Origin of the sequence: Chryseobacterium sp., from assembly GCF_019236175.1 — a bacterium.
Classification (GTDB): Bacteria; Bacteroidota; Bacteroidia; order Flavobacteriales; family Weeksellaceae; genus Chryseobacterium.
The window spans coordinates 43,421-64,591 of the sequence record NZ_JAFAJM010000015.1; the positions used below are offsets into that span (position 1 = coordinate 43,421).

20 protein-coding genes are annotated in these 21,171 nt (G+C 37.7%); 3 read left to right on the forward strand and 17 right to left on the reverse strand.

All coding sequences use genetic code 11. The features are described 5' to 3' along the window. Window positions 1-60 precede the first annotated feature (60 nt). The 8 genes from JO178_RS13270 to JO178_RS13305 all read right to left on the reverse strand — a co-directional run bounded on the left by JO178_RS13270 (window position 61) and on the right by JO178_RS13305 (window position 7,623). Window positions 61-1,185 carry an ABC transporter permease gene (locus JO178_RS13270; RefSeq protein ID WP_291936566.1) on the reverse strand — a complete coding sequence of 375 codons (1,125 nt, stop codon included), beginning with the start codon at window positions 1,183-1,185 and terminating at the stop codon, window positions 61-63. Next, window positions 1,182-2,288, reverse strand: coding sequence for an ABC transporter permease (locus JO178_RS13275; RefSeq protein WP_291936569.1), 1,107 nt, complete (start codon window positions 2,286-2,288; stop codon window positions 1,182-1,184). The genes JO178_RS13270 and JO178_RS13275 overlap by 4 nt, the downstream gene beginning before the upstream one ends. A gap of 28 nt (window positions 2,289-2,316) precedes the next feature. Next, window positions 2,317-3,060 (reverse strand): ABC transporter ATP-binding protein, encoded by a 744-nt coding sequence (locus tag JO178_RS13280; RefSeq protein ID WP_291936572.1) that lies wholly within the window; start codon window positions 3,058-3,060, stop codon window positions 2,317-2,319. Next, complete coding sequence (locus tag JO178_RS13285; protein WP_291936576.1) at window positions 3,050-3,985, reverse strand: ABC transporter ATP-binding protein; 936 nt, start codon at window positions 3,983-3,985, stop codon at window positions 3,050-3,052. Before JO178_RS13285 ends, JO178_RS13280 begins: the two co-directional genes overlap by 11 nt. Before the next feature lie 54 nt (window positions 3,986-4,039). Further along, window positions 4,040-4,969 (reverse strand): HlyD family efflux transporter periplasmic adaptor subunit, encoded by a 930-nt coding sequence (locus JO178_RS13290; protein ID WP_291936579.1) that lies wholly within the window; start codon window positions 4,967-4,969, stop codon window positions 4,040-4,042. A gap of 6 nt (window positions 4,970-4,975) precedes the next feature. Beyond that, entirely contained in the window at window positions 4,976-6,265 is a 1,290-nt protein-coding gene (locus tag JO178_RS13295) for a TolC family protein (RefSeq protein WP_291936582.1), read from the reverse strand. An 85-nt stretch (window positions 6,266-6,350) separates the two neighbouring features. Further along, window positions 6,351-6,965: a TetR/AcrR family transcriptional regulator gene (locus JO178_RS13300; protein WP_291936586.1), complete on the reverse strand. Its 615-nt coding sequence runs from the start codon at window positions 6,963-6,965 to the stop codon at window positions 6,351-6,353. A gap of 154 nt (window positions 6,966-7,119) precedes the next feature. Next, window positions 7,120-7,623: a GNAT family N-acetyltransferase gene (locus tag JO178_RS13305; protein WP_291936588.1), complete on the reverse strand. Its 504-nt coding sequence runs from the start codon at window positions 7,621-7,623 to the stop codon at window positions 7,120-7,122. A gap of 160 nt (window positions 7,624-7,783) precedes the next feature. Between JO178_RS13305 and JO178_RS13310 the strand changes: the two genes are divergently transcribed. Continuing rightward, the gene (locus tag JO178_RS13310) at window positions 7,784-8,281 is read left to right on the forward strand and encodes a hypothetical protein (protein WP_291936591.1); all 498 of its coding nucleotides are present in this window, start codon (window positions 7,784-7,786) and stop codon (window positions 8,279-8,281) included. A 121-nt stretch (window positions 8,282-8,402) separates the two neighbouring features. On the opposite strand, the gene JO178_RS13315 is transcribed toward JO178_RS13310, so the two are convergent. Next, entirely contained in the window at window positions 8,403-8,630 is a 228-nt protein-coding gene (locus JO178_RS13315; RefSeq protein ID WP_291936594.1) for a hypothetical protein, read from the reverse strand. A gap of 130 nt (window positions 8,631-8,760) precedes the next feature. Then, a complete protein-coding gene (locus JO178_RS13320; protein ID WP_291936597.1) occupies window positions 8,761-9,225 on the reverse strand; it encodes an NUDIX domain-containing protein in 465 nt (154 codons plus the stop codon). Window positions 9,226-9,382: 157 nt separating this feature from the next. Between JO178_RS13320 and JO178_RS13325 the strand changes: the two genes are divergently transcribed. Continuing rightward, complete coding sequence (locus JO178_RS13325; protein ID WP_291936600.1) at window positions 9,383-9,763, forward strand: hypothetical protein; 381 nt, start codon at window positions 9,383-9,385, stop codon at window positions 9,761-9,763. A gap of 112 nt (window positions 9,764-9,875) precedes the next feature. Continuing rightward, window positions 9,876-10,361 carry a DoxX family protein gene (locus JO178_RS13330; protein WP_291936603.1) on the forward strand — a complete coding sequence of 162 codons (486 nt, stop codon included), beginning with the start codon at window positions 9,876-9,878 and terminating at the stop codon, window positions 10,359-10,361. Window positions 10,362-10,482: 121 nt separating this feature from the next. On the opposite strand, the gene JO178_RS13335 is transcribed toward JO178_RS13330, so the two are convergent. The 7 genes from JO178_RS13335 to epsC all read right to left on the reverse strand — a co-directional run bounded on the left by JO178_RS13335 (window position 10,483) and on the right by epsC (window position 21,171). Next, entirely contained in the window at window positions 10,483-12,003 is a 1,521-nt protein-coding gene (locus tag JO178_RS13335) for a TSUP family transporter (protein WP_291936606.1), read from the reverse strand. Window positions 12,004-12,007: 4 nt separating this feature from the next. After that, window positions 12,008-14,884, reverse strand: a complete 2,877-nt coding sequence (locus JO178_RS13340) for a TonB-dependent receptor (protein WP_291936608.1) — start codon at window positions 14,882-14,884, stop codon at window positions 12,008-12,010. Window positions 14,885-15,111: 227 nt separating this feature from the next. Continuing rightward, window positions 15,112-16,785 carry an NADPH-dependent assimilatory sulfite reductase hemoprotein subunit gene (locus JO178_RS13345; RefSeq protein WP_291936612.1) on the reverse strand — a complete coding sequence of 558 codons (1,674 nt, stop codon included), beginning with the start codon at window positions 16,783-16,785 and terminating at the stop codon, window positions 15,112-15,114. A 45-nt stretch (window positions 16,786-16,830) separates the two neighbouring features. Further along, entirely contained in the window at window positions 16,831-18,543 is a 1,713-nt protein-coding gene (locus tag JO178_RS13350; protein ID WP_291936615.1) for a flavodoxin domain-containing protein, read from the reverse strand. Continuing rightward, window positions 18,533-19,378: a uroporphyrinogen-III C-methyltransferase gene (gene cobA / locus JO178_RS13355; RefSeq protein ID WP_291936618.1), complete on the reverse strand. Its 846-nt coding sequence runs from the start codon at window positions 19,376-19,378 to the stop codon at window positions 18,533-18,535. Before cobA ends, JO178_RS13350 begins: the two co-directional genes overlap by 11 nt. A gap of 23 nt (window positions 19,379-19,401) precedes the next feature. Next, window positions 19,402-20,313 (reverse strand): cysteine synthase A, encoded by a 912-nt coding sequence (cysK, locus tag JO178_RS13360; RefSeq protein ID WP_291936620.1) that lies wholly within the window; start codon window positions 20,311-20,313, stop codon window positions 19,402-19,404. Between the two features lie 27 nt (window positions 20,314-20,340). After that, window positions 20,341-21,171: a serine O-acetyltransferase EpsC gene (gene epsC, locus JO178_RS13365; RefSeq protein WP_291936622.1), complete on the reverse strand. Its 831-nt coding sequence runs from the start codon at window positions 21,169-21,171 to the stop codon at window positions 20,341-20,343.

The following is a 21,171-nucleotide window of genomic DNA, read 5'->3' on the forward strand; positions in this document are numbered from 1 at the left end:
TATGTAAATATACTTATTTTAAATTAAATGTCTGATAATCATCTGGAAACATTCTTGTCGTTAACTGGTTTTTCTGTAATTGAAAATGGCAAGTCCGTTTAAAACAACAGCAAAGCCTATGAGATAAAAGAACTCATTTTTTACCTCTGAAAAGTGACTTCCTTTCAGGACAATTAATCGTACTACTTTGATAAAATGCGTCACCGGAGTAAAACCTGACATTGTTCTTGCCCAATCGGGCATACTTTCTGTATTGGTGAAAAAACCACTCATCAGCATGAAAACCATCATAAAGAAATAGGCAATAAACATAGCCTGTAACTGTGTATCGGCAAAAGTTGATATGAGTAATCCCAATCCCAGTAAAGCAATAAGATAAACTGCTGCAAATGTATAGAGCGTCAGCAGACTGCCTTCAGGGAAAATACCGTAAATAATGTACATGACGACTAATCCGATTGTAAAAACAGTCATTCCTACAATCCAGAAAGGAATCAGCTTTCCCAGAATAAACTGCCATTTTTTGATTGGGGTTACATTGATCTGTTCAATGGTACCTATTTCTTTTTCTTTTACAATATTCAGAGCCGTAATAAACCCTCCAATTAAGGTAAGCAATAGTACCAGAATTCCCGGAACCATATAATATTTATATTCTTCCCGTGGATTGTACCAGCCGGAGTTTGCAATGCTGATTGTGGCTGGAGATAAATCCGCGGAAGATTTTGGAGATTTGACATTGATGTCCAGATTGCCGTTAAAGTCAGTAATCACTGAAAGTAAATAACTTCCTCCTACTGATGATTTTGTGCCATTAATGGCATCTATTGACAGATTGACTTTCTGACTTCCTTCCCGAACAAGGTTACGTTCAAATCCGGGAGGAATTTCCAATACGAGGTCTGCCGTACCTTTCTCAATCATTTTTAGCCCCTCTTTATATGAGTCCGGATTTCCTGCCAGTTTAAAATATCCTGAAGCCAGAATTTTATGAAGGAGTTTTTGAGAATAGCTGCTGTGGTCATGATCAACATACGCAATATTAACATTTTTTACTTCGAAATTAGCTGCCAAAGGCATAATGATAAGCTGAACAGTAGGCATCACAAACATCATAGCCAGAATTATTTTGTCTCTGAATATCTGCCGGAATTCTTTTTTTAATATGAATATCATAATTTTCATGACAACCGGATTTTAAATTTCTTTAAAGCAAGAGTTAATAATCCCGCAGACATTCCTGCTAAAATGAGCGTTTCTTTCCAGACATAGCTGAAATCGAGACCTTTCAGCATTACAGCTTTTATGATATCATAGTAATATCTTGAGGGCAAAATTCTGGATATCATCTGGAAAATCCAGGGCATATTTTCTACCGGAAACATAAAGCCGGTTAGCAATAATGTAGGTAACATCATACCCATCATCGAGATGAGCATGGCAGTCTGTTGTGAATTGGTAAGATTGGAAATAAGCAGTCCCAATGAGAGGCATGTAATAATAAATAAGATGCTTTCAGAAAACAGTAAAATAAGACTTCCCCGTATTTCTACATGGAGAAGATAGACAGACAACAGGAGAATAATGATAAAATTAAGCAGAGAAAGAACCAGATAAGGGATTGCTTTTGCTATTAAAACCATAACCGGTTTAAAGGGAGACACCAATAAAATTTCCATAGTGCCCATTTCTTTTTCCCGAACTACTGCAACAGAGGTTAATGCAGTACTTACAATCATAAATATTAAGGCAATAACTCCGGGTATAAAATTGAGCGAGCCGTTCTGATCTTCATTATAAAGCTGTCTTATTTCCGGAATAATCCGGTATGAAGACTGTAAAGAAGGAGAAATCCGGTTCTGATAATCCGAGATGATAGCATCGAGATAATTGGTAAGTATTTTTGCTGTATTAGGATCTGAGGAATCGGCTATAATCTGAATTTTTGCTTCATTCGTGTTATAAAGATCTGAACCAAAATTATTGGGAAATACAACGGCGCATTTAATCTTGCCTTCTCTGAATTTTTTTTCAATATCCGGATAGTTGATGACCGGAGCCTGCATTTTGAAATAAGGACTTGAGGCTATTTTTGAAATGATTTGTTCGGATTGTATGTCACGGGCATTATCCAATATGGCAATATCAATGTTTTTGACCTCACTGCTGAGTGCATATCCAAAAAGAATAATTTGAACAACCGGCATACCAAAGAGGATTAACAGGGTTCTGCGATCTCTGAATACATGATAGAATTCTTTTCTGATGAATACTAATAATTGTTTCATTTTTAGACATTTTTAACGGTGTTGTTACTCAGTCTCCTGATCTTTTAGCTTCTCTGGCCAGCTGATAAAATACTTCATCCATAGAATGGGTATTGAATTTTTTTTTCAGGTTAAAAGGAGTGTCTATTGCTTCTACTCTGCCATCAACCATTACTGAAATACGGTTACAATACTCCGCTTCATCCATATAATGAGTAGTAACGAAAACCGTAATTCCATCTGCTGCAGCCTGATAAATCATGTCCCAGAACTGCCGTCTTGTTATAGGATCTACTCCACCGGTAGGTTCATCAAGAAATACAATTTTGGGTCTGTGAAAGATAGCTACAGAAAAAGCCAGTTTTTGTTTCCAGCCCAGAGGTAATGTTCCTACCAGTTTTCGGGCTTCATTTTCCAGGCCTAATGTATAGACCAGTTCAGTGCTTCTTTTTTTTATTTCCGAGCCGGAGACTCCGTAGACACCGCCGTAAAACTCGATATTCTCCAGGATTGTAAGATTGTCATAGAGTGAAAATTTCTGGCTCATGTATCCAATATTCTTTTTTATCTTTTCCTGTTGTTTATATACATTGAAGCCGGCTACCGTTGCATCTCCTGAAGTAGGATAAGATAATCCGCACAGAATCCGCATTGCGGTGGTTTTTCCTGCTCCGTTTGCTCCGAGAAAACCAAAGATTTCTCCCTGATCTACTTCGAAAGAAATGTTGTCTACTGCTTTAAAATCGCCAAACTGCTTGGTGAGGTTCTGGCAGATGATTGCTTTAGTTTCCATAGGATGTAATTTTAGATTTTTGGTCCTGCATTAACCGGATAAAGCTGTCTTCGATAGTCGGCATAATTGGTATAATTTCCAGTTCTTCAGGATGGTACCGAGCAGCTATGTCTTTTACAGTCTGTTCATTTCCTTCGCCGGAAAGTGTAACATGCAGATATTCTCCAAAGGCATAGCAGGTTTCAATGTCTGAATCTGTACGCAAATTTTCCAGCAGCTTATATAGATTTTTACTTTTAGCTCCAAACAGTGCTTTTGGAAAACTGTTTACAATGGTTTCCGGCTGATCTACAGACATTATCTTTCCATCCTGAATCAGAGCAATACGGTCGCATAATTTGGCTTCATCCATATATGGTGTGGATACCAGAATTGTAATATTCTGGTTTTTAAGTTTTTTCAGCATTTCCCAGAATTCTTTTCGGGATACTACATCAACTCCGGTGGTAGGCTCGTCAAGAAATAGTACTTCAGGCTTATGAATTAAAGCGCAGCAGAGGGCCAGCTTCTGTTTCATTCCTCCGGAAAGCTTTCCTGCCCTGCGTTGGCTGAACGGTTTGATCTGTTCATAAATGTCTTTGATAAGGTCATAATTTTCCTCTATGGAAGTCCCAAAAATGGAAGCAAAGAAATTTAGATTTTCAGCTACGGTAAGATCCTGATATAACGAGAACTTTCCGGGCATATACCCTACTTTATTCCTTATGATCTGATACTCTTTTACCACATCATGGCCTTCTACATTGGCTGTTCCGCTATCGGCTAATAAAAGGGTGGTAAGAATGCGGAATAAAGAAGTTTTTCCGGCTCCGTCAGGGCCTATAAGCCCAAAAAGTTCTCCTTTATTGATTTCAAAAGAAACGTCATCAACAGCTTTTACTCCATTGTAGGTCTTAGTTATATTTTTTACAGTAACAGAATGCATTTTAAATAATTAAGTATGGAATTTGAAAAAACAACTCAGAACATTTCTTTTCAGTTAAAAGACAACTTCCCCGTACATCCCTATTTTTAAGTAACCATCATTTTTTACATGTACTTTAACAGCATACACAAGATTAGCCCTTTCGTCTTTGGTCTGTATGGTTTTAGGAGAAAATTCAGATTTGTCTGAAATCCAGATTATAGTTCCGGAGTATTCTTTGTATCCTTTTTCTCCCTGATCAATTTTTACTTTTACCTGTTGATTAAGTTTTATTTCTGATAACTGAGTTCCTGTGATATAGGCTCTGAGGTCAAGAGTACTCAAATTGGCAATTTTATACAGTGGTTTTCCGATAGTCTGAATTTCACCCTGAAGGGCATAATTAACAAGGACTGTTCCGTCAATAGGATTGATAATTTTTCCTTTATCGATCTGTTCCTGAAACTGAGCCGCTGTTTTTTCCAGAGGTGCTTTTTCACTTAATATACTCCGGTTTTGAGTATTATTATTGGAATTATTGACTGAAATTTGCTGGCGGGTAACAGCAATTTGCCTTTTCAGCTGTTCAATCGCTGCGTCTATATCATCCAGTTGTTTACGGGTAGCTGCATCAGCCTTGATCAGATTCACCGTCCGGTTCCGTTCATGGAGCTGCTGTTCCAGCTGGGCTTGCTGTACAGCGAGTTGCTTTTTTACCAGAAGATCCTGTTCACTGATATTGCCGGTTTTTTGCTGTAAGGCTTTAATACTTGCTTCAGCCTGTTCTTTTTGAAGTTTTGCAACTTTAACATCAATCTGACCTACTGTGCTGCCTTCTTTAAGGGAATTTCCTTCCTGAACAGAATAAGAAATTAGCTCACCGTTCTGTTGTGCGGAAACAATCACTTCATCAGCTTCAAAATTTCCTGAAGCATCAAAACGGTCTTTTTGCCGGCACGATTCTAATGAGATGAGAGCACTTAATATAATGATAGCTTTTTTCATAGATTATTAATTTCCGGATATGAATTTCTGATTATACCTTGCCTGTAATAATTGGATTTGGTGAAGAATCATAGTCTGGGCAGCAAGGTGTTCTGTATTGAGTTTCTGGATGTATTCGTGAGTAGTGATCACTCCATTTGCCAATTGTGCTTCTGCTGATTTTGTTACAGACTGACGCAGGCTGATGACAGTATTATCCTGTTTCAGCAACTCTGTATATTTTTTAATCTCTTCATTTTGTTGGGTCAGGTCTATTTTTGTATTCAGCAAAAAGGTTTCTTTATCTGTATCGGCTATTTTTCTGTTAAGTTCCAGGATGTGTTTTTTATTAGAAAAAGTATATAAACTCTCTAATGACCAGCTAAACCGTAATCCGGTGATAAACCATGGTCCAAATTTATTTTCAATAATATTAAGGGTAGGCCTGCCGTATGCTCCCTGAAAAAAGGCACTGACTTTGGGCAGGAAATCCGATCTCAGTTGTTCTTCCTGTAGCTTATAAATTGATTTTTGAAGTTCAAAAGCCTTTAGTTCGGGTCTGTTGATTTCTGGAGATAAAAGTTCCTGATCAGGCAATTCCAGTTCTGATGAGTCCGGAATATCTTTGCCGATATACACCGCCAGCATATTCATATAAGCCATACGGTTGGATGCATATTCTGTACTCGTCATTTCAGTATTGATTACTTCAGCTTTCAGCTCATCCAGATTACTGCGGTAAGCAGTTCCGTATTGCAGAGCGGCTTCTGTTTTTTGAACCTGTGTTTGCAGGTTTGCTTTTTTTATTTCATTTTGTTTTAACTGGGCGTCCATCAAAAGGACTGAAAAAAACAGCGCATTAATCCTTTGTTTCAGTGTATAGAGACTGGTTTCTATATTTTGGGTCTGCAGGATTGTATTGGCTTTGGTTAATTCTTTCTGATGATGAATGCTTCCGCCATCATAAATCATCTGATCTACTTCTCCCTGAATTTTGTACTGATCCTTACTTAATGAAGGAAGCGATGCACTTATAGGAAGTGAGCCTAATGCATCCGCAAAATTAATGGTTTGAGACTGATAAGTAGCCTGGCCTGAAAAAGAGATTTTCGGAAGATATCCTTTATTGGCATTTTCTATCGTATAATCCGCTGTTTTTGTGATCATTCCTAATTTTCTGATGACAGGATAATTTTCTTTTGAAAGACGATAGCATTCTTCTAAGCTAAGTTTTGCAGACTGAGCATGAATAGGTGTTATACATACTCCGCATATTAAGAAAAGTGAACATAAACGGATGTGAAAATTTCTATGCATAAGAATTGATTATTTGAGGTTAAAAATCAATTATGGCTTTAATAATCATTATTTTTTAATCATCTGCTTCATTACAAAATAGGGTTTAACCTGTTGACATCATAGATTTTATCCATATAGGGATGAGTTTTTTACGTTCCAACATCAGGTTCTCAAATTCCCAGTCATTGAGTTCGTTACTTCCTATTAAGATAGGTTTTGCAATAAAAGGGAATACGGTAAGTCCTAACATATTGATCAAAAAATGCAACGGATTGGGTTCTCTGATTATGCCTTTTTTAACAGCCTCCTGATGCTGTTGAAAAAATATGGAAGTCTTTATCACTTCACTTAAAGGAATTTTTTGCAGCAGTAAACCGGGATTGGTGCGAAGCTCACTGATAATAAAAGTCGGAATTTCAGGTTCTTTAATGATAAGATCTATATACCTTTCTACTATTTCTTCTACTTTTTTGTCCAGTGTTGTTTTCTTGCTGTTCAGTACAATCATCAGGTTCTGGAAAAAGGCAGCCATTGTTTCTGTCATGATAATTTCAAACAATTTGGCCTTACTCCGGAAATAGTAATTAAGGAGTGCCAGATTTATTCCCGCTTCTTCGGCGATATCTCTGGTACGGGTTGCCGCAAATCCCTTTTTATAAAAAACAATACGGGCCGCATTTTTAATTTTTTCTTCGGTAGTGGCGTCTTTTATTTTCATTACCAGCTTTCATTTTATTGTTTATCAGACAAATATAAAAACAAAATTCAATATTTAAACAAATATTTTAATCAAATGATTAATTTTATATAAGAATATACTTATTACAACTGATAAGCTTGGAAATATTGTTTAAATGATTGTTTCTGAAATATTATGCTTCAAGTTGGAAAAGTACCATAGTAGCATTATGATAATGAGCAGGAAGCCCTTCTGTATCAGACATTTTTTTTGTCCCAAGACAAGTAAATCCACACTTTATATAATAGTCTGTAAGTGGTTGATTTCCTGCAGTAGTATCCATTCTTATATATTGTTTATTATTTTCAACGGCAAACTTCCTGGTCCAAGTCACAATTTGTTCTACAAATTTCTGCCCGCGGAAGTCAGGATGAGTGGCAATCCTGTGAATATAAATGGCCGGGTCCGTATTCTTTTCTCCCCAGACCTGAGGGTCATCATACGTTATGCTCCATACACAGGCAATTTGGCCATCTATTAGGATCTTCCAGTGTCTGTTTTCTTTAATCTCAGTTTCAATCAGTGTTCGGTCAAATTCCGGCCATTGAATTCCGGATACTTTTTTCTTAAAATCAGAAGCCATTTTATAAAGGCTGAATACTTCATCAATATCCTGTAGAAAGGTTTTCAGTATCATTATTATCTTATTGTCCTTCAAAATTACCGAAAATAAAGGGAATCTTCGTTATTATTGTTATTCAGAATGGGTATAAATTTCACTCTATTGATAGAGTTCCGTTGGGGGAAGGAAATAAAAATACTACTTTTATCGGCCAAAAAAAGAAAAAAGACTAATTATGCCGACTGATGCTTCACTCAAGCTGATTCCGATGACTACCTTTGTGATTGAATATTATTCAAACGAAGGATATGCCGATCTTCAAATTTTAAATTTGATGAATAATTATGCTAATTTTCTGAGAAAGCCTTTAAGCCTTGGAATGTTTGTTCCTGTAGATTCAAAAGGGAATGTCCTGAAAGAACCGAAAAACTATATTTCATGGAAATCACTTGAACATAATGATGGTCTAAGAACAGATGTAGCAGGATTTGAAGAATATGCTGAGTATCAGAAGGCTGAACAAAATTGTATGTTTGAAGGCTTTAAAGTAGATTATAACGGGTATTCAAAAGTGAGAATTGTGGCATCTTATGATGCGGCGATAGAACTGTCTTTCAATAAAAATGATCTTATGCCTTCCGGATTTCATGATGTGGAATCTCTTACAGTCTTTGATGATATTTTCCTGACCGTTAATGCTTTAAAATCGATTGGAATAAAAATCAAACCATAAAATAGTACATAGCCACAAATGCACTTCGAAATTTTTGCATTTGTGGCTGGAAAATATAATCCGGACCGAATATCAAAAAACTTGTTTTGATATTCAGTCCGGAATTTTTAATTTAACAATTTTATCTCACACATTCTCCCGAATGACAGGAATAGCCCGAAGGACATAGCCCGTTAATACAAGGACCCGCAACATCGGGATAGCATCTTTCATCTGACCTGCAATGGGAATGAGGTGGGCATAAAGAAATCAGATTTCCAATACAGATTCCAACGGGAAGCGGTAGATTTACTTCTATTCCTATTGCTCCATCAATATTTTTTAGCGTTTTTCTGTTTAATTTTTTCATGGTTCTTTGTTTTAAGGTGTTAGGTAACTGATGAGAATTTCAATAACTATGTAATATTCATCTAAATATAAGTATAATTTATTTTAATTAATCTATTGATGTATTTCTGTATGGTTGTCACTAATCTGGTTTATGTTGACTGATCTACTATTTTTTCTAGTTCAGTGATGAGTGCTGCCTGTGCTGTGTTAATTCGTTTTTTTGCTTCCTCTGATATCAGCCATTCCCATTGATCTACTTCTGGAATTTCTATAGTTTTACCGGATCTGGGAGGCCACTCTATCGATAGGGTATTGCTTGAGAGACCGGAAGTTTCAATATCCTGTTCCAGAGCCCATGCGTAAACTGTTTTTCCACTTTTCTGCCGAACAGGTGATAATTCAATAAACTCCCCTGTGACTGCCTTTCCTGTTTCTTCTTCAAACTCTGTTATTGCCCGGTCCAAAGGGTTTTCGTTATTTTGAATTTCACCTTTCGGAATAGACCATGCCCCTATGTCTTTATGCTTCCAGAACGGTCCGCCCGGATGGACAAGGAAATAATACAAATCATTATTTTCTTTTTTAAATAATAAAATTCCCGCACTCGTTTTCATACATTGTAGGATTGAGGATTAAAGTTATGAAAACTGAAGAAGAAATGAGATACCAACTTTGAGCAGGAAGTAAGTGTGATACCGGAATATAAAAATGAACGTTTGATAAGGGACATTAATTCTAAAGTTTTACTATAAATATTTTAATATATTTGTAATGATTTCAGGGTTATTTATGATCAAACAGCTTGGTTTATTGTATTATATACGGCTTTTTATCCCATTATTAGTATTGGGTCATCTGTTGGTTTCAAAAACGCATCCGATCGCTTTTTCTGTAGTACAAGATTATTTTATTTATGAAAATAGTTCCAATAACCCTTGTCATAAGATATGTCTTGATGAAAATAATAAAACCCCGATAAAATGCGGCAATAATTATTGCTCAGGTTCTTCTTTTTTTACAACTTCTTTTCCTTTATTTGGTTTTGAAAAATTCTTAACCGGAGAAACAGGGAACCGCTTCTTTTTATATGATGATCCGCCCTATTCTTCATTTTTTAATTCAATCTGGATTCCTCCTAAAATAAAAGACTGATTTTCAGATAACATACATGTCCGAAAGGATCTCTCTCTTTCTTATACCACACATGATCATTGCTGTTCATTGCTTTGTTGTGGCTATATTATTATAACAAATTAAAAAAATAATGAAAACAATACTTTTAAAATCTGAAAAGCATAGTGCCCATATCCTGATCATATGTCGAATCCTCATTGGGTTATTTTTCTTTATCACAGGATTTAATAAACTTTTCCATCCCATTTTTCAGGGGTATATGTTGAATACAATTACCAATATAGGCTTTCCTTTTCCTCAGTTTACTGCCCATTTTACCGCTTTTTGTGAGTGCGTATTCGGTTTATTTTTGATGATTGGTTTCTGGACAAGAATCAGTTCTGTATTTTTAATTACTATTATACTTGTTGCTTTATTCACGCATGATCTGAATACGATTCCTAAGAAACTTATTCCCATTAATGCAGAAACAGGAATTTATGAAATGGATCCTTTTACATGGCTGAGCTATTTCTTTTATCTGCCCCAAACATTATATCTGATGTTTTTGACATTATTTCTGTTTCAGGGATGTACAGGATTTGGATTTGATTCTCTGAGAAAGAAGCATTCATGACACAAATGTAATAAGCAATAAAAAAGCTCTCAGGAATAGATGGCCCCCAAAAAGTTAGACACTTTTTAGGGGCATTTTTATGGAAAAATCAAAATATAGTTTAGAATTTAAGGGAGCTTTTTTAATGAAATAATGATTTTATTATTGTCACCAGACTCATTGCGATGACCACTATTCCTACGACAACAAACATTTTCTTTGTGGGGAGTTTTGAAGTAAGCATAGCTGAAAACGGAGCTGTAAAAACACCACCCAGAAGCAGGCCCAGAACAATATTCCAATGATGGATTCCGATGGTAAAAATAAACGTTACGGCACTTGTTACAGTCAGTAAAAATTTAGCTACAGTAGAACTTCCTACTACATAACGCGGAATTCTTCCTTCTTTAATCAGTGTTCCGGTAACTAATGGGCCCCATCCGCCACCTGCAAAAGAATCTATAAATCCGCCGACAAGGCCAAGGGCTCTGAGATTCGTTCTTCGTTTTGTTCTGCTGCGATTAGTTTTTTTGCTTTTAAAGGCATTTCTCAAAATATTAATTCCAAGATATAATGTATAACATGCGATAATAGGTTTTACAATATGTGCATAATGTTCGCCGTAATGGGATAAAGTTAAAGCTCCGATAATGGAACCTACAATAGCTACCGGGAATAATACCCATACCATTTTTTTATTGACATTTCCCAGCTTATAGTGGCTGAAACCACCGGCCGCAGTAGTAAAAGATTCTGCAGAATGGATACTGGCACTTACAACCGGTGGCGGAACATTCAGTAATAAAAGAATAGTTGTACATATCACTCCATATCCCATTCCCATAGATCCGGCAACAATTTCTGCCATAAAACCTGCAAATAACATCCAGTAGAAGATATGACCGTCTTTGTTAAGGAAAATTTGAAGATCATCAGAAAGGTCAAACTGATAAACGACGAGTCCCAATATTCCAAAAAGAAGCATAACCCCAATGATTGCCAGGTAAATATTAGCTTTTCTCTGTGCTGTTTTGGTAATCGTAATAAGTTTTTCTATTTCCCTATCCGGTTTTGAGGAGGATAAATTCCCGCTAGATAAGTATTGGGTGGTTATTTTGTTAAGTTCTTTTACTTTATAATTAAAATCACCTTTTAACTGATGGCGGATGTTCTGCATATTATCCAGAACAAGATCCATTTCATCAGGAATAATTTCTGTAAAAGTTTCTCTTAATCTTTTTGCGATTGTTGGTGATTTTCCATTAGTGGAAATAGCAATTTTAAGGCTTCCTTTTTTCACAATAGAGCCCAGATAGAAATCACAGAGATCAGGTTTGTCTGCCACATTTACCAAAATATTTCTTTCCTTCGCCTCTTCACGGATTTGCCCGGCCAGTATAAGATCATTAACGGCAATAATAGCAAGATCCACCGTATTAAAATCATCAACCTGATAAGCCCGTTCATACAGTGTTATATTAGAAAACTGATTTTGCAGAACTTTTATTTCAGGAATAATTTCCTTGCCTACCAGTCTGATGGATGTCTCAGGTGAGTTTCCCAATACCGATTCCATTTTTTCGAGCGCTATTTTACCCCCTCCAATAATCAGTAATGATAAATTTTCAAGCTTTAAAAATATAGGATATAACGAATTACTCATCTTGTTATAATTTTAAATCATAGGTAAAAGCCAGATAATACAGACCTCCGATTTCAGGTCCGGCAGCATATTGAAAATAACGACGGTTAAGCAGATTGGTTGCACCTATTTTTATATTTGCACGGATATCAGGAAGTTTCCATGTTGCCTGAGCATCTATGGTATAATAAGCGGGAATATCTCCTGAAGCCAGAGGGCTTTCCCACATAAAGGCACTCTGCCACCTTGCGACCAGGGTAAATCCGATGTTTTTAATAATCTCTCTGTTTCCTACACTCACATTGACCATCCATTTGGGTGTATTGAAAGCAGTAATAAACAAATCCGATGTAGTATTGGAGGCAAGATCATTGTAAGAAACATTGGCGTTAACATTATAATTTTTTACTACATTATACCGGACTCCCAAAGAGGTTCCATAGCTTTTGTAGGTATTGCTGCTATTGGTATACACTCTGTACCGGTCCTGCTTACTTCTGTCAAGCATGGCAAGAACAGCCGCACTACTCCCTACCTGACTGTTTTTAGGAACTGCTACTTCTACCTGTCCGAGAAAGCCTTCGTAAATATTATAATAAAAATCCCAGTCCAGTACCAATTTGTTATTAAAAAAAACAGATTTATAGCCTACCTCAAATGAATTGATTTTTTCCGGCTGTAGTTTTTGAAGGTTGGCCACTGTCAGCAGATACTGATTATCCTGTGCTGCCTGACTCTGACTTTTTCCTCCGTCTATATCGGTATTGACTGCAGAAGTGAATCTATCGATAGAGGAAAGTGTATATGAATTTTCAAGATAACCCAGTCCCTCATTCACTTTTGAAAGACCTCCTACTCTTCTTACATTTCCGTTATTGACGAAAGAAAGAGCTTCAAATAATGAAGGAAAACGATATCCGTTTTGAAAAGAAGCTCTGAAATTATGCTGATTTACGGGAGAATATACAATACTGATTCTTGGATTCAGTTTTGCGTCAAATTCCGGGTTTCTGTCCACCCGCAATGCCGCATTTACTTTTAATTTGTCATTGAAGAAAACTTTGGTGACCTGGGCAAAGACTCCGTATTTCTGATAGATAACATCTTTTCCAAAACTACCGTCTGTTAGAGGAATATTCCTTTCACTTACAGGTCTGTTGAAATCCACAAAATTATTTCCATCCGGTGTTATACTGTACAGACGGTAATCAATACCGGCAAGAAGATTAAATATTTTTATAAATCTGCTGAAGTCATACGTAAGTTCTCCCTGATAAAAACGTGACTTTTGTTCCAGTTTCGCTCCTCCCGTCGCAGGTGCTCCGGCTATTCCTGCATTGGCAGAATCCCAGTTATTAATTCCTATGATAGTATTCTTTAATTGTTCAAAAGCTGGAGTTCCCGGAACTACCCTGTTTTTGTCGGCTTCCTGTCTTGCCAAAATGAAGGCATCATTAAGGTTTACGCCTGCATTAAGTTTATTTTGTAGGGTCAGTTGAAATATATTTTTCCAATTGGCATTGGAAAGATGGGTCAGATCAAGATTATCTGCTAAGGGTTTAAGATTGTAGGAGTCTCCTGTATTTTCAATGGAAACATAGGCTCTGAAAGTCAGTTCTTTGCCTGTTAATTCTACTTTGTGATTCTGAACGGTTGCATTTTGAAGTCTGATTTTGTTTCCCCTTTGGAAAGTTCCGTCCAGAAGTCCGTATCGGTAAACATAAGACGCCTTCCACTGATCTCCGAAACGGTAATATAGTCCGGCATCAAATTTTATATTTTTCACTTCAGGGCTTACAAGATCTTTCTCCCAATATCCGGTTCTTGATACATTGAATGTTGTTGGTTTTCCATTATAATCTACCTTTACGGCAACGCGGTTGTTTCTCTCATCTCCATATTTATTCCAGAGGTCTTCAGCGGGATTATGGGCCAGTGGAAAATTGGGATTCGCTGTGACGAGTGAATTAGGATTCTGATCTGTCGGATTATTGGAAAGCCAGTCTACTCCGGAGAAGTAAGATGCATTTACTTTAACAGCCAGATTCTTATGAATTACTTTGGCAAATCTGATGGCACTTTCTCCCAGAGAAGATATTTTATGATTGACGTTGTCAACATGATTTATACCTCCTCTAAAGTAGACACTTATACCTTCAGAGGTAAAAGGGTCTTTGGTCTGAAGACTGGCAAGCCCGTTGATGGCATTCATTCCGTAAAGAGCAGAGGCTGCTCCCGGAGTGACTTCCATCGACTGAATATCCAGCTCTGTAGGGCCGATAGCATTTCCCAGCGGAACTCCCAGAGTGGCAGACTGCACATCAACACCGTCTACCAATTGCATAAATCTGAAGTTATTCGGGGAATTGAATCCCCTGGAATTGGGTATTTTTAAAGTAAGGCTGGATGTTAATAACTGTAATCCTTTCACATTTTCCAGTGTTTCATAAAATGAAGCAGCCGGACTTTCCCTGATTGTTTTAATATCAATCTTTTCAATGGCTATGGGAGAGCGTAATATTTTTTCCGGGATACGGGAGGCAGAAATCACAACATCATCAATGATGGTATTCTGAGGATTAAGACCCACGGTTATTTTGCTTGAAGGTGAAAGTACCTCAACCGTTTGATCAGTGAAACCTTCTTTATGAATCACCAGCCGAAAAGGAATGGTCACTCTTGTTCTTATTTTAAAGTTTCCCAGTTGGTCTGTAAATGCTGTATCTGCTGATTTCTCGATTTGTACCTGTACGGAATCGAGCCCCCTCCGGGTTCCGGAATTTTTGATGACTCCGCTTAATTCGATGAGCTGCTGCTGGGCTTCTGCCAGGTTAAAGAATAGAAATGTAAATGCAATAATACCTGTTTTATGCAGAAGAGTTCCCTGTTTTTTGTTTTTCATTTTTTCTTCATTTTTAGGTTGAGAATGAAGCTGTCTGAACTTTTTTAATGACAAAAGACATTTTACCCTGAACCGCCGGCTCACTGTAAGTCGTTGATCTGTAAAAGTTAACAGCTTTGATGTAATTGTTATGTAGGAATCAACAACACATACACATTCGTCTGCCTAAAAAAAGAGGGTATTGTTTTTTTAGTGTTTTCCGGTCATAAAAAAGGCTCATCATATTTTCAGTTTAAAGTTTCTAAATAGCGGTGTGAAAAATCACCAAATGTTTCTTCTGTAAGTCTTTCCTGAATGTAGATGCTGAAAAGTTTATCGAGAGTGGTAAGAATTTCTTCCTCGCCGATGTTTTCTTTAAATTTTGTATTCAGGCGCATTCCTAAACGATCTCCTCCGATATGGAGATTATATTTGCCGTATGCTGTTCCCACAAATCCGATTTCTGCATTGGGAGATCTTCCGCAGCCATTGGGGCAACCGGTCATACGAATGGTAATATCTTCGTTGATAAGACCATATTTTTCAAGGATAGGTTCTATTTTGGTTACCAGAGACGGGAGATAGCGCTGTGCTTCTGCTAAAGCAAGTGAACAGGTATTCAGTGCTACACAGGCTACTGAATTTTTACGTAAGGCACTTGCTTCCTGTGTGTAGTCTGAAATTCCATATTCTTTTAAAAGGTTTTCTATATCACTTCTATCCTCTTCACTGATATCGGCCAGAATAAGGTTTTGATTACAGGTAAACCGAAAGTTTACCTTTCCGGTCTGAGCAATTTTCAAAAGTCCTGATTTTAAAGGGTATCCCTCGATATCAAGCACTCTTCCATGTTCTACAAATAAAGTGTAAAACCATTTTCCTTCATGATTTTGCAGCCATCCGTAACGGTCTTTCCTTTGTTCGAATTTGAAGGTTCTCGCAGGCTCAAAATTAAATCCGGTTCTTTTTTCCACTTCGGAGCGGTATTGATCAATTCCAAGTTTATCAATGGTATACTTTAATCTGGATAGTTTTCTGTCGTTTCTGTTTCCAAAGTCTCTCTGTACTGTAATGATTTCATATACGGCTTTTAAAACTTTTTCTTCGGTATCTAGAAAGCCAAGTATCGATGCGAGACGGGCATAAGTTGCCTCGTTTCCGTGGGTTGCGCCCAGTCCGCCTCCTGCGGCAATATTATATCCGACAATCTGATCGTTTTCAATAATGGCAATCAGGGCAATATCATTAATAAATACATCCACATCATTATTAGGAGGGACAGCAATTCCTATTTTCAGTTTTCTGGGAAGATATCTGTCCTGATAAAGCGGATCTTCTTCAGCTTTTCTGTCGACAATGAGTTCATCATCAATCCAGATATCGTAATAAGACTGAGTTTTCGGAAGACACATTTCACTGATTTTTCCGGCCAGTTCATAAGCCTGTTGTTGCAAAGGCGATTCAGAAGGATTAGCCGTACAGGTTACATTTCTGTTGACATCACCGCAGGCTGCAATAGAATCCAGATGCTGCAGATTGAAACTCCGGATTGTTGGCTTTAAATGCGATTTTAAAATCCCGTGCAGCTGAATGGTCTGTCTGGTAGTGATTTTAATGGTTCCTGTAGAATGATCTTCTGCAGTTTCATTCAGTCCTATCCATTGATCGGCAGTTAAAAAACCACCGGGAAGCCTTAGGCGGATCATATAAGAATACAGCCATTCCAGTTTTTTGGCAACACGCTCTTCTCTCCTGTCTCTGTCATCCTGCTGATACATTCCGTGGAATTTAATCAGGGTCTGATCGTCTTCTCTGATGGCTCCTGTGAAATCGTCTGAAAGGCTTTCTTTTAATGTTCCTCTGAGGCCGCTACTGCCGGTTTTGATTCTTTCTACCGGAGAAAGATTATCTTTATTGTTCATAATTGTTTTCTTTTAGTATTACTTACGAAACATTTCTGGTCTGAATTAATAAACATCTTTGGCATATCTGCCGTTTAGTTCCATATCTTCCAGATAATGAGCTGCTTCTTCTTTGCTGCGTTTACCCTGATGCTGAATGATGTTCAGAAGTGTTTCTTCCACATCACGGCTCATGGGTTCTTTGGCTCCGCATACATATACTGAGGCTCCGCCTTCAAGCCAGTAAAAGACTTCCTGAGCTTTCTGTTCAAGTTTATGCTGTACATAGACTTTGTCATTGCTGTCTCTTGAAAAAGCAAGATCCAGATGAGTAAGGCTGCCTGTTTTAAGAAAATCCTGAAGTTCAGCCTGATAAAGGAAGTCTGATACGAAATTCCTGTCCCCAAAAAAGAGCCAGTTTCTGCCTTCCGCACCTATAGCATCACGTTCCCAAAGGAAAGATCTGAAAGGGGCAATACCTGTTCCGGGTCCGATCATAATAATATCCTGATCTGCGGCAGGTAATCTGAAGTGCCCTGCCTCCTGAATATAAAAATCAAGCGCTTCTCCCTCATTAAATTCGCATAGAAAGCCGCTGCACACTCCATTATGTTTTTGATGATCGATAAAGAATTCCGACCGGGCAACCGTAATATGAATTTCATTTTCACCATGCGCTTCCAAAGAAGAAGAAATGGAGTAAAGACGGGGAGCCTGCCCTGTTAATACCTGAATGACTTCTTCAAATTCTTCAGCATCTTTAACCGGATAAATTCTTAAAAGATCAAGCAGACTTAAACGAACCTCAGGTATTGAATGTCCTGTAATTCCGGCATATCGACTGACTACATGCTTTGACAAATAGCTGATGCTGAGGTGTTTGTGTAGGAGTTCTTTCACCGTATCCGTCAGTTTAGCGGTTTCAATTTTCTTCTGTGGATCAATTCCTGTGAGACGGATAATTTCCTCCACTACAGATACTGAATTAAAAGGGATGATTCCCAATGCCGCACCGGGCTGATAAAAAAGTGTGTCATCTGTTTCTATTTCAATGTGATAGGTTTCTTTATCAGACGTAATATCATTAAGATTGATAATCGAAGAGACCTTTCCTTTATACTGCTTTCTCCCTGTTGAGATTTTAGGGGCAGGAATACTTTTTATACTGCTATCGGAGGTTTTGCTTAGAGCATCAAATACATGCTCGATCCAATGACCTGCTTCTCCTTCATAATCGATATCACATTTTTTCAGCGGAATAATACGTTGTGCACCCAGTGTTTCAAAACGGTAATCCACATCTTCACCGGTTTTACAAAACAGAGGATAACTGCTGTCTCCTAAGGCCAGAATACCGAATTTAAGATGGGTAAGGTTAATTTCATTTTCATGAATATAATCATAAAATTTCTGCGCAAGAATGGGAGGTTCACCTTCTCCCTGCGTACTGATCACTATAAAGAAATATTCTTCTTTGGCCAGATCTTTAGGTTTATATTGTGAAAGGTCCGTCAGTTTTACCTGAATTCCTTTTTTCTTAATAATACCTGCTAATTTAGTAGCCAGCTTCTTACTGTTTCCGGTTTCTGTACCATAAGCTAAAGTGATTTTCTTTACCACATTTTGCGGATTAGACTCAGGTTGCAGGGGAAATAATACCGCAGGAAGTGAAGCTCCTCCGGCGATACCGGCCAGATATCCGCTGGCCCAGATGGCTTCATCTCTGGAAAGCTCTCCTGATATTTGTTTAAGGACGTTAAGTTTCGTTTCAGACAGCATATTCAAAGAAATTTTGAGGGTTAGGGATTAGGCTTCCATTTTCTACCGATTTAAAATACAATCCTTCTTTTTCTGTATTTTCCAGCCAGGAAAATTCTTCGTGCAGGTGTACTATTTTACCTATAATCACTAAAGAAGGTGATGCAAAATTCCTGTTTCCCAGCGTTTTATTAAAATCATCAAATGAAGATGTATAGACTTTCTGATAAGGAGTGGTAGCCTGTTCAACAACTGCGATTTTTTTATCATCCGAAACGGAAAGCTGTCTGAATTTTTCCACCAGACCAGTGAGATTTCCTTTTGACATATAAAAGACAAGTGTGTCATTGGTTGTAGCCAGCTCTTTCCAGTATTCTTCAGTTAGAATCTCTGATTTATAATATGTCAGAAACCTTACGGAAGTTGAATATCCTCTTGCTGTTAAAGGCATCCCTGCAAATGCTGCCGCGCCTAAAGCTGCTGTAATTCCAGGAATGATTTCATAAGGAATATGGTTTTGTTTTAAGCTTTGCAGTTCATCAAGAATATTAGAGAATATAGATACATCTCCGCCTTTTAGTCTTACAACGGTTTTATTCCGCAAAGCATAGTCTACCATAAGGGTATTGATATGAGATTGAGGGGTTGATGCGTTCTTGCTGCATTCTTTACCTACATAGATAACCTCTGCATCTTTATTGACATAGGTTTCCAGAATCTCAGGACTTACAAGGCGGTCACATAAAATAACATCAGCTTTTGTGATGGCTTTTACGGCTTTTACAGTGATCAGTTCAGGGTTGCCAGGCCCTGCACCGATAAGGTAAACCTTTGGTGATTTTATTGTTGTGTTCATTTAAATCGGTGTTTTTTAAATGGTTAGAAGAGCCCTTCTACGGATAAATACCTTTCACCGGTATCATAATTAATCGTCAGGATTTTAGCTCCAGGCTGTATTTCCGGTAAGTGTTTGGCAATTGCTGCTAACGCTGCTCCTGTAGAAACTCCAACGAAAAGCCCTTCTTTTTTGGCGGCATTCAATGCATATTCGTAGGCTTCATCTTTTCCTACGGTGATGACTCCGTCGAGAAGACTGATATCCAGTATGGAAGGTACAAATCCTGCTCCCAGTCCTTGTAACGGGTGTGGTGCAGGGCTTCCGCCGCTTAATACGGGAGATAATTCCGGTTCTACAGCAATCACTTTTACATTAGGATACTTTTCTTTGACCGCTTTTGCAATTCCTGTAATATGCCCGCCGGTACCTACTCCGGTTATGATATAATCAAGCCCGTCGGGAAAATCTTTTAAAATTTCCTGAGCTGTAGTTTCTGTATGTATTTTTACATTGGCAGGATTGTCAAACTGTCTTGGAATCCATGAGTTAGGCGTTTCAGCTGCTAATTCTTCAGCTTTTTCAATGGCTCCTTTCATTCCTTTTTCCCTTGGAGTCAATACGAATTCAGCTCCGTAAGCTTCCATAATTTTACGACGCTCGATGCTCATGCTTTCAGGCATTACCAGGATCAGTTTGTATCCTTTAACGGCCGCAACTAACGCAAGACCAATACCTGTATTTCCGCTGGTAGGTTCTATAATGGTACTGTCCGGGTTTAATATTCCCTTAGCTTCAGCATCTTCAATCATTGCCAATGCAATTCTGTCTTTAATGCTTCCTCCCGGATTGCTTTTTTCCAGTTTGATCCAGATTTCATGATCTGAACTGAACAATTTATTAACTTTTACAACCGGGGTATTCCCGATTGTTTCCAGTGTATTCTGAAATTTCATATCAATGTAATTTTTATTTTTGTTTTTTTATATCACAAAGGTTAATGATTCCGGTAAAGAAGTATTATCCTTTATTTTTATTTCACTTTTATGGTAAACCAGCGAATGAGAAGGTACATCCTGTGTGACCCATACATTTCCGCCGATAATGCTTTCTCTGCCTATGGTGGTATTGCCTCCTAATATGGTAGCTCCCGAATAGATGATGACATGATCTTCAATATTGGGGTGTCTTTTCTGATTGGCTTTTTCTTTGGAAACATTCAGGGCCCCCAGTGTTACGCCCTGGTAAATTTTGACATGATCTCCGATAATTGTGGTTTCTCCGATGACGATTCCTGTCCCGTGATCGATGAAAAATGATTTTCCGATCTCCGCACCTGGATGAATGTCGATTCCGGTCTTACTATGGGCATATTCTGAAATAATCCGCGGTACTATTTTTACTTTCTGCTTCCATAACTGGTGCGAAATACGATAAACATACGTAGCGAAAAAGCCCGGGTATGCCAGATATATTTCTTCCAGAGAATCTGCTGCAGGATCAAACTCAAGAATAGCCCGGGCATCAAGAACCAGCAGATCATAAAGTTCCGGTAATGCTTTGAAAAATAAATCCGTATTCTTTTCAGCCTCTTTCTCACTTCCTGTTATCGTAATAATCATATTAAAAAGACTGTCGTGCAATGCTGTAAAGCTTCTTTTCATCTGGTCCTCAGTATTGATTTTTTGAGGAAGAAAAAGTACCTGATAGAGATCTTTTACAAAAGCTTTTGCTTTTACTTTATCAAAAAACTCATGCGTTGTATTCTGTTTGCTCTGATGAATTTTTTGAATCAAATGATTTGGAATTGCCAT